The sequence below is a fragment of the Streptosporangium sp. NPDC049248 genome, from assembly GCF_040678965.1.
Lineage (GTDB): Bacteria > Actinomycetota > Actinomycetes > Streptosporangiales > Streptosporangiaceae > Streptosporangium > Streptosporangium fukuiense.
Map to the genome: position 1 here is coordinate 412,989 of NZ_JBFAQY010000003.1, position 7,424 is coordinate 420,412.

Genomic DNA, 7,424 nt, shown 5'->3' on the forward strand with positions numbered 1-7,424 from the left:
TGTCGGGCGAGGGTTTCCCCATACCAGGGCCTGGAATCGCCGCTATAACTAAAAATCCGTTTTTCTCTATTTCAGGAGGAATGCGATGAGCGACGAGATCCCCCCGGACCCGGGCTCCCCCCGGGCGCGCTTCGGCGCCGAGATGCGCCGCCTGCGCGAGGCCGCCCAGCTCTCCCAGAGCGCTGTGGGCAGACGCCTCGGCTGCACCCAGACCCAGATAAGCCGCCTGGAGAGCGCCACCCGCACCCCGTCCAAGTCCGACGCCGAGCGCCTGGACGCCCTCTTCGGCACCGACGGCAGCACGTACTTCGTGGACCTGCGCGAACACATCGTTGCCCGCTATGGCGGCCCGGTCTGGTTCATGAGCTGGGCACAGGAGGTCGAGCCGTTCGCCCTCGTCATGCGCTCGTGGGATCCGCTGCTCGTCCCCGGCCTCCTGCAGACCGAGGCGTACGCCCGAGCGATCTTCAAGCATGCCCCTCGGATCACCCCGGAGGAGATAGAGGAGCGGGTTAAGGCGCGCATGTGGCGTAAGAAAATCCTCGAAGGGGACAATCCCCCACTTTTTCTTACCCTCATCGACGAAAGTGTGCTGCGCCGTAATGTCGGCGGTCCGGAGGTAATGTGGGAACAGCTCACCTACTTGCTAGAGATCGCCCAGCGTCCCTCCGTCTCCGTCCAACTCGTCGATCGGCTCTGCCTCTCCGGAATGGTGGGCCCTTTCATGATCGCGGAACTTCCGGACAACCAGCCGGATGCGATTCATGCAGGCTCTGCAGTGGAAGGACAGGTTTCGGCTGATCCCAGCGTCGTAACCCCGATATGGAATCGCTATGAAGCGATACGTGGATGGGCTTATCCTGACCACATGTCCCTCAAAATGATCGAGGAAGCGAGGCAGGAATGGACCTGAGTGTCGCGGTATGGCGGAAGTCATCGCTCTCCGCAGACGATGGTGGTCAGTGCGTCGAAGTCGCCTCGAACCTGCCCGGTGCTGTCGCGGTTCGCGACAGCAAGGACCCCGACGGTCCCAACCTGCTCTTCACTCCCGGTGAGTGGCGATCCTTCGTCGGCGGTATCAAGTCGGGGAAGTTTGACCGCCTGGTCTGACTCTCTCGAAGGCCGTAAACAGGAAGGAGACAGGGATGGATCTGAGTACCGCCGTGTGGCGGAAGTCGTCACTCTCCGGAGACAACGGCGGCCAGTGCGTCGAGGTCGCCGCCAACCTGCCCGGTGCCGTCGCGGTCCGCGACAGCAAGGACCCGCACGGCCCCAACCTGCTCCTCACCCCCGCCGGATGGCGGTCCTTCGTCCACGGCATCAAGGCGGGAGACTTCGACCGCCTGAGCTGATTGCCGGGATTGAACCCTTTTCGGTTATCCCTTAATGGCGAATAGGATTTCGTCCTTTTCACTATCGCAACCCCCGATCGGTCAACCGGTCGGGGGTTTTGTGCGTCCAGTAACGCTGCCGGGATGAGCCGGGATATGAAGTCTGAGAAACCGCGTTGCGCGGAGAGTGGGCAGACTCGCACGCACTTGGCCGTTGACATCTTCTCGCCTATCCGGCGCTCCCCGACTCGGCCGGCCGCCACCAGTCTGGTAAGCCAAGAGATTAACTCTTCACTGAACACCCCTTATCGTTTATCGTTATTAACGATAAACGATAAGGGGCGGTTTATGGGATGGGTGAGACTGCGAGCATGGTCGATCCGTACCTGGTGGGTGATTTTTGAGAACCTGATCTATCTGGCTTTCGCGATTGGTGTCATCGCCCTGCTCGGCGCCGGATGGATGGCCTCGGGAGTGACCCACACGGGTCCCGCCGTGATGGAGGTACCCCGGCTACGGGAGTGGCCTTTCACCAACCCTCAGCAGGTAGGGCCGTTGAGGATCGGCCTGGACTACAGCGCCTATCTCTCGCTTGACCGTCCGGCGCGGTGGCAGATCCTGCTGCTGAACATGCCATCGGTGGTGACGGCGCTGCTGACCGCCATCATCGCATTTCTGCTGTGGCAGATCGCCCGGACCCTCAGGTCCGGTGATCCATTCGTGCCGCGTAACGCTCGCCGGATTTTCATCATGTCCGGATGCGTGGCCGGATACGGCCTGCTCGTCGAGCCGCTCAGGACGCTGGTGGCGGTAATCATGGTGGACGGGACCTCCGCCGGGGGGATGATCGACACTGACTGGCCGTTCACTCCGGCCCCCATTGGGTTTGCCCTCCTCGTGATCGCACTGGGGTCGATCTTCAAAAGGGGCGCCCGCCTGCGCGAGGACGCGGAAGGGCTCGTCTGACATGCCGCCCGATGCCGAGCACCGCATCCGCGTCCACCTGGATCACTTGCTCGCCGAGCAGGAGATGACACTCACCGAGCTGGCGGATCGAGTCGGCGTGACGATCGTCAATCTGTCGATCCTCAAGAACGGCAAGGCCAAGGCGATCCGATTCTCCACGCTGAGCGCGATCTGCCGCGAGCTTAGGTGTCAGCCCGGCGATCTCCTCACCTACGAGAGTCGGCCCGGCCGCGAGTAGCCGAAACAGGCCAGGGCCGCGATCGAGATCCGGCGTCGGGAGCGGCCTCGTACGGTGATGACCGTGGTGCGGCCGCGCCGTGCCCAGGTGCGCATGATGGACGGCGTCATCGACAGGCCGGTCTCGTCTTCGAAGACGATCCAGGCGCCGAGCGCCGCCGCGTATCTTCCGCGTTCGGCCAGGTCTCCTTCACCCAGCCGGTCACCGCCGCCGCATCGCGCTCGATCGCACGCCGGGCCGGTACCTGGCAGGAGTAGCCGTTGCGGATCAGCAGCTTGCGCACGCCTTGGAGGGTGTAGGGCAGGTGGAAGCGCCGCCCGATCACGGCCGTGATGCGTGCCAAGGTCCAGCGCCGGCCGGGTCGGCCGTGCGCGCTCGGCCCCTTGGTCGGTTCCTGTTCCAGTTCGGCGAGTTGCCGCTCGCCGAGCCGGGGTAGGGAGGCCGGCCCGTGCGAGCGCAGCGCACCGGCCCCGCCGGCCTGCCAGTTCCTGCGCCATCGCTCGTGAGTTCCCGCAGTAGCCGGGTGTCGCCCTCCCGCAGCTTGTCGGGGCGGGTGAGCAGGAGCCGAGCGAGACGGCGTGGGGTGATGACGGGCCGGTCCCTCTCGGCTCGGCCCTGGGTGATGTAGCGGTAGAGCAGGTTGAGGCTGCCCGTGTAACCGAGTTCCTTGATCTCACGGAACAGCTGGAGGAGGTCGGCTAGGCGGCGCGCTGCTCCCGCAGGTGATCGCGATAAGGATCAACGAGGGTGGGCCGGTAGCGCGGAGCGCGGCGCAGCGCCTCGGGCTCACGGGTGCGGGCGTAGCGCTTGACGGTGTTCAAAGACAGATTGAGACGGCGTGCGCATTCCAGCAGGCCGACGCCCTTGTGCAGCAGGTCGTGGATCTGCTGCCAGCGTTCGCGGGTGGTCTGCTCCCGGACACCGGCAGGCCGAGCCGGGTTGACCGTGGCCCAGCAGTAGCTGTGGGAGCGGACCTCGGCGAGGGTCTTGTCACAGAGGTTCTTCCACACATGCCACCTGTCGCTAACCTGCACCGCATCTGGCAACGCCCTTCGTATCGCCTCGCCGTAGGCACCCGAACCGTCCCGGCAGACGATCTCCACTCCGGGGTGGGTACGTAGCCACGCCTCAAGGGCGTCGGCACCGCGACCGGGCAGAACGTCGATGCGCTCGCCGGTCTCGGCGTCGGTGAGGATGGTGGCGTACCGGTGGCGGCGTTTCAAGGCGAAATCATCGACCCCGAGCACCCTCGGGATCCGCAGCGGTGGCAGCGGCAGCCGCGTTAGTGGCCGCAGCGCCGTGGACCTCGACACCGCGACGTCCAGCGCTTGTGAGAGGCGAGCGCCCGCCCGGCCCGCTAGCTCTCTCACCACCGCGCCCAGCTGGCCGGTCAGCCGGCTGGTACGGCGCTGATAGCGCTCCAGCAGCCCGGGCACCTGTTCACGGAACGTCTGCCGTGGGCATTTCCGTGCCGGACAGACCAGCCGCCGTACTACTCGCACCGAGACCAGCACCCGCCGCCCGTCGACCGGGACGTCCGCGACCGTCCGGCCGCAGAAGCCATGCACCCGGCCGGTCAGCACCCCGCACACTGGGCACGGCATCGGCTCATCCCGAGTATGGGCCATGATCCGAATGTGATCGTCCTCGTCCTCTACATCCTCGATGACCAGGGCAGACAGGCCCGAAAACACCACACCCATCAGATCGTCGATCTCCAGCACGCCTCAGGCTGACAGGTGATCACGCAGCGCTACCATCGAATACGGGACAGAGCCGTTTAATTGACAGACCCGATCTCTGCAGGTTGGTGCTCCTCGCGGTCCGCCGCGCGCCAGACCGCGAAGGAGGGGTCTGGCGCGTGGCAGACCCCTCCTTGTTCGCGAAGAGCTGGGGCGTGTCGGGACCCTCGTGAAAGGGCCATAGATGGTGGTGCGGCTATTCGGGCGGCAGATGGCGGGCCGGTCGTTCGACGCGGTTGCCGTCGGGTGTTTCCTCGAAGTAGGTGGTGCCGGACCTTCCGGGGTATTCACCGGTGACGTAGTAGTCGGTGAGGAAGCCGAGGGAGGCGCTGGGGCCCAGGCTGTCGCCGTTGCCTCGCATGGCGGTGAGGGTGTGATGTTCCATCCACAGGCAGGCGGAGCTGTGCGGAGGGATGTTCAGGCCGCGATCTTTGGTCTCCTCGCGCATGGTGGAGACGGTGTTGCGGCGTTCGTAGCCGGTTTCGATGGAGGTGGACACGGAGTTGGTCACGGTGGTGGAGACGCCCACGCCGAGGGGCGCGGCGCTGACTTCGACGCCCACCTGAACTCCCACGGTGATGCCTACCGACCGGGAGAAGGCATCGCTGACCTCTCTGGTGACGCCGGTGGTGACCTCCTGGCGCTCTGGCTGCGGCAGAGTGCCGTTGCGGTTGTCGCGGTAAAGGACCAGCTCGTAGTGCCGCCTGCGCAGAATTCGGTAGAAGGGTGAGTGCGTGACCTTCCACTGGACGTCGCGGGCATCGTCTTTGACCATGAAATAGGGCACGGTCACGGTCCGGTCGGTGATGAGGGCCTGAGCCGGCGGCCGGGCGTGCGAGGTGAGCTCGGGAATCTCCGGGCCTGGTCGCCGGTCGATGACCGCCGGCAGATCCAGGATCCAGGTGACCGGCGTGGGGGCAGGGCGGCCGGAGGAGTTCACGGCGGTGAAGCAGCCCAAAGGCAGGATCAGGCGCTCCTCCAGGTCGTCGTCGGGATGGTGCGGGGTGACGATCGACCACAGTCGCCATCCGCCGGCCTCGAACAGCTGCTGGCCGCACTCGGCGGGGCGTACATAGCTGCGGCCGTTGTGGACGCGTTTGACGCAGACGGTGTCGGCGTACCCGGCATACTGCTCCGGGGGCATGTCGTTGCGCACGGCGATATCACCCAGGGCTACGTAGCCCTCCGGTGGGATCGGCCGCCACAGCGCGCCTGCGGAGGGGAGCGGGCCCAGATACTGCCAGCGGACGGGTCGGCGCAGCAGACTCTGATCGCTGGAGACATCCCGGAGGCTGATTGCCCCGGGCAGTGCGCCGGGGCTGCCGGGCCCGAAGTGCATGCCCGCGGCCCAGCGGTTGTTACCGGGCATGGTTCCCAGGCGCCAGATCCCCGAAGGGTGGGTGCTGCCGTCGGGAACTGGCCAGGTTCGGATGGCGTTACCAAAGCCGATCTCGAGGTCGCCGTAGCGCTGCGTGGCCGACCACGTCAGCGTCTCCGCAGATGGAGCGGAAGGGGCGCCCTGGGACGAGACGAACCCGGACCCTGGAACGGGCGAATCGGGTATGAGATCAGAACTCATCGCAACCTCCATCGTGGGGCAAGCACAAGCGGAACACCGGCGGTCTGCGTTTGCGCATGGCTGCGGTGCTCAACCGGTTGCCGATCCCCTCCCCCTATCCTTCTCGAGTCCCGGCCGCCGCTCTCATCTCAGAGCTTTGCGGTGGCACCGCTCGCCCTTGCTCCGTGCCCCGCAGTTCGCTTTTGTCAGTATTAGCTCCAATTCAGCGGCTGTCACCGGCCCGCCGCTGACCACATCAGGACAGGTGCGTCGGCAGCTTGCCGGGTGGCCACCATGGCCGCTGCTCGGCGAGCTGGTCGTTGACCTCTTGGCGATCCCAGGCGGCGCCGTCCCAGCGGCTGGCGCCGAGAATGTCACGCGTCTGGCGGTACTTGCTGCCCTTCTTGTGCCATAGCGCGCGCAGCAGGTCGGCGAACCCTTCGGGGCCGCCGCTGTCTTCGGGCGGGCAGGCGCGTCCGCCGACGCCACGCCATTCGCCTGGAAAAGGCACTCGCCGGATATACCGGTATCCGGGTCCTCACCCCTACCGGCCTGGACCGTACCAGCACGCTGTATGCCTTCGTCTTCACCGTCGACCCGCACCTCGCCGGATTCAGTCGCGCGGACCTGCTCCGGATCCTGCGGGAGCGAGGTTGCACCGATGTCGAAACGTGTGACTCGATGCCGCCGCTGCACACCTACCCCGCCTTCCAGAGCCCGCGTTCTCCGGTCACGACATACCACCGTGGCCCGATCCGCGGCGATCTGCCCGTCAGCGACCGTCTGGCTGCGACCTCGCTGCGGATCGCCGTCCCCGCTGGCGATGACCAGGAGGGGCTGGCCCACACCGACGCGGTGAGGGGCGCTAACCTCGCCAGATGGCCGATCTTCAGCACCTCGTCGACGACGCCGACCGTGACGGAATTCAGAAGCTTGTGGTCGGCGCCGTCGTGTATCGCGACGAGCGGGTGTTGATCCTGCGCCGTTCCTCCGGTGACGACTTCCTGCCCGGTATCGAGGAACTGCCCTCCGGCGGTGTCGATGACGGCGAGGACCTCCGGTCGGCGCTGGCCAGGGAACTGGCCGAGGAGATCGGCTGGAGCGGCCCGCTCGCCCTCGACCGGGATTTCGTCGCCGCCTTCGACTACGTGTCCGGGGCAGGGCGCAAGGCCCGCCAGTTCACCTTCGCTCTTTCCGGCGACACGAATCCCATCTTCCTGTCCGACGAGCACGAGTCCTACCGGTGGATCACTCTCGACGAGCTGTCCGACTCCGACCTCACCGACGAGACCGCCGAGGCCATCCACGACTGGGCCGCGACCCGCCACTGACCTGCTCCCGGGACGTGAAAGCTCAGTCCTCACTTCTCCGGAACCGAAAATCTGTAGTGGTCGAAGTAGACATCAGTGCTGGGTGGGGGTAGAGTTTCTGACATCGCAAGGAACGGATCCACCAGGGCAGAGCAGGACGTAGGCATCACGACGAACTGCCCGGACGAGTGTGGATGGCAGAAGACGACGCAGAAAGACGGGCAGAAGGTCGGACGTGCCGGGACCGAAGTAGTTGAAGGGTCCTGGCCGTGGACGCGC

The 7,424-nt window shown here is 65.9% G+C and carries 9 protein-coding genes and 1 pseudogene; 6 read left to right on the plus strand and 4 right to left on the minus strand.

Annotated elements, in window-relative coordinates:
- The first annotated feature begins 85 nt into the window (after positions 1-85).
- The 5 genes from AB0K21_RS08540 (at position 86) to AB0K21_RS08560 (ending at position 2,535) form a co-directional block, all read left to right on the plus strand.
- A complete protein-coding gene (locus AB0K21_RS08540; protein WP_364148838.1) occupies positions 86-913 on the plus strand; it encodes a helix-turn-helix transcriptional regulator in 828 nt (275 codons plus the stop codon).
- A complete protein-coding gene (locus AB0K21_RS08545) occupies positions 904-1,110 on the plus strand; it encodes a DUF397 domain-containing protein (protein ID WP_343975155.1) in 207 nt (68 codons plus the stop codon). The genes AB0K21_RS08540 and AB0K21_RS08545 overlap by 10 nt, the downstream gene beginning before the upstream one ends.
- Before the next feature lie 35 nt (positions 1,111-1,145).
- Positions 1,146-1,352, plus strand: coding sequence for a DUF397 domain-containing protein (locus tag AB0K21_RS08550; protein ID WP_364148840.1), 207 nt, complete (start codon positions 1,146-1,148; stop codon positions 1,350-1,352).
- A gap of 336 nt (positions 1,353-1,688) precedes the next feature.
- Positions 1,689-2,297, plus strand: coding sequence for a DUF2975 domain-containing protein (locus tag AB0K21_RS08555; RefSeq protein WP_364148842.1), 609 nt, complete (start codon positions 1,689-1,691; stop codon positions 2,295-2,297).
- A 1-nt stretch (position 2,298) separates the two neighbouring features.
- On the plus strand, positions 2,299-2,535 hold the full coding sequence (locus AB0K21_RS08560) for a helix-turn-helix transcriptional regulator (RefSeq protein WP_343975163.1): 237 nt from the start codon (positions 2,299-2,301) through the stop codon (positions 2,533-2,535).
- 106 nt (positions 2,536-2,641) lie between these two features.
- Here the strand turns inward: AB0K21_RS08560 and AB0K21_RS08565 are convergent, their stop codons facing one another.
- From AB0K21_RS08565 to AB0K21_RS08580, 4 genes and pseudogenes are all read right to left on the minus strand, one after another.
- Positions 2,642-2,995 (minus strand): winged helix-turn-helix domain-containing protein, encoded by a 354-nt coding sequence (locus AB0K21_RS08565; protein WP_343975218.1) that lies wholly within the window; start codon positions 2,993-2,995, stop codon positions 2,642-2,644.
- Between the two features lie 38 nt (positions 2,996-3,033).
- Positions 3,034-4,217, minus strand: a pseudogene (locus tag AB0K21_RS08570) (ISL3 family transposase); the annotation flags it as partial.
- A 256-nt stretch (positions 4,218-4,473) separates the two neighbouring features.
- Positions 4,474-5,856, minus strand: a complete 1,383-nt coding sequence (locus tag AB0K21_RS08575; RefSeq protein WP_364148844.1) for a hypothetical protein — start codon at positions 5,854-5,856, stop codon at positions 4,474-4,476.
- A 235-nt stretch (positions 5,857-6,091) separates the two neighbouring features.
- Positions 6,092-6,346, minus strand: a complete 255-nt coding sequence (locus AB0K21_RS08580) for a hypothetical protein (RefSeq protein WP_364148846.1) — start codon at positions 6,344-6,346, stop codon at positions 6,092-6,094.
- 367 nt (positions 6,347-6,713) lie between these two features.
- On the opposite strand from AB0K21_RS08580, the gene AB0K21_RS08585 reads away from it, so the two are divergent.
- Positions 6,714-7,166: an NUDIX domain-containing protein gene (locus tag AB0K21_RS08585; RefSeq protein ID WP_364148848.1), complete on the plus strand. Its 453-nt coding sequence runs from the start codon at positions 6,714-6,716 to the stop codon at positions 7,164-7,166.
- Positions 7,167-7,424 lie beyond the last annotated feature (258 nt).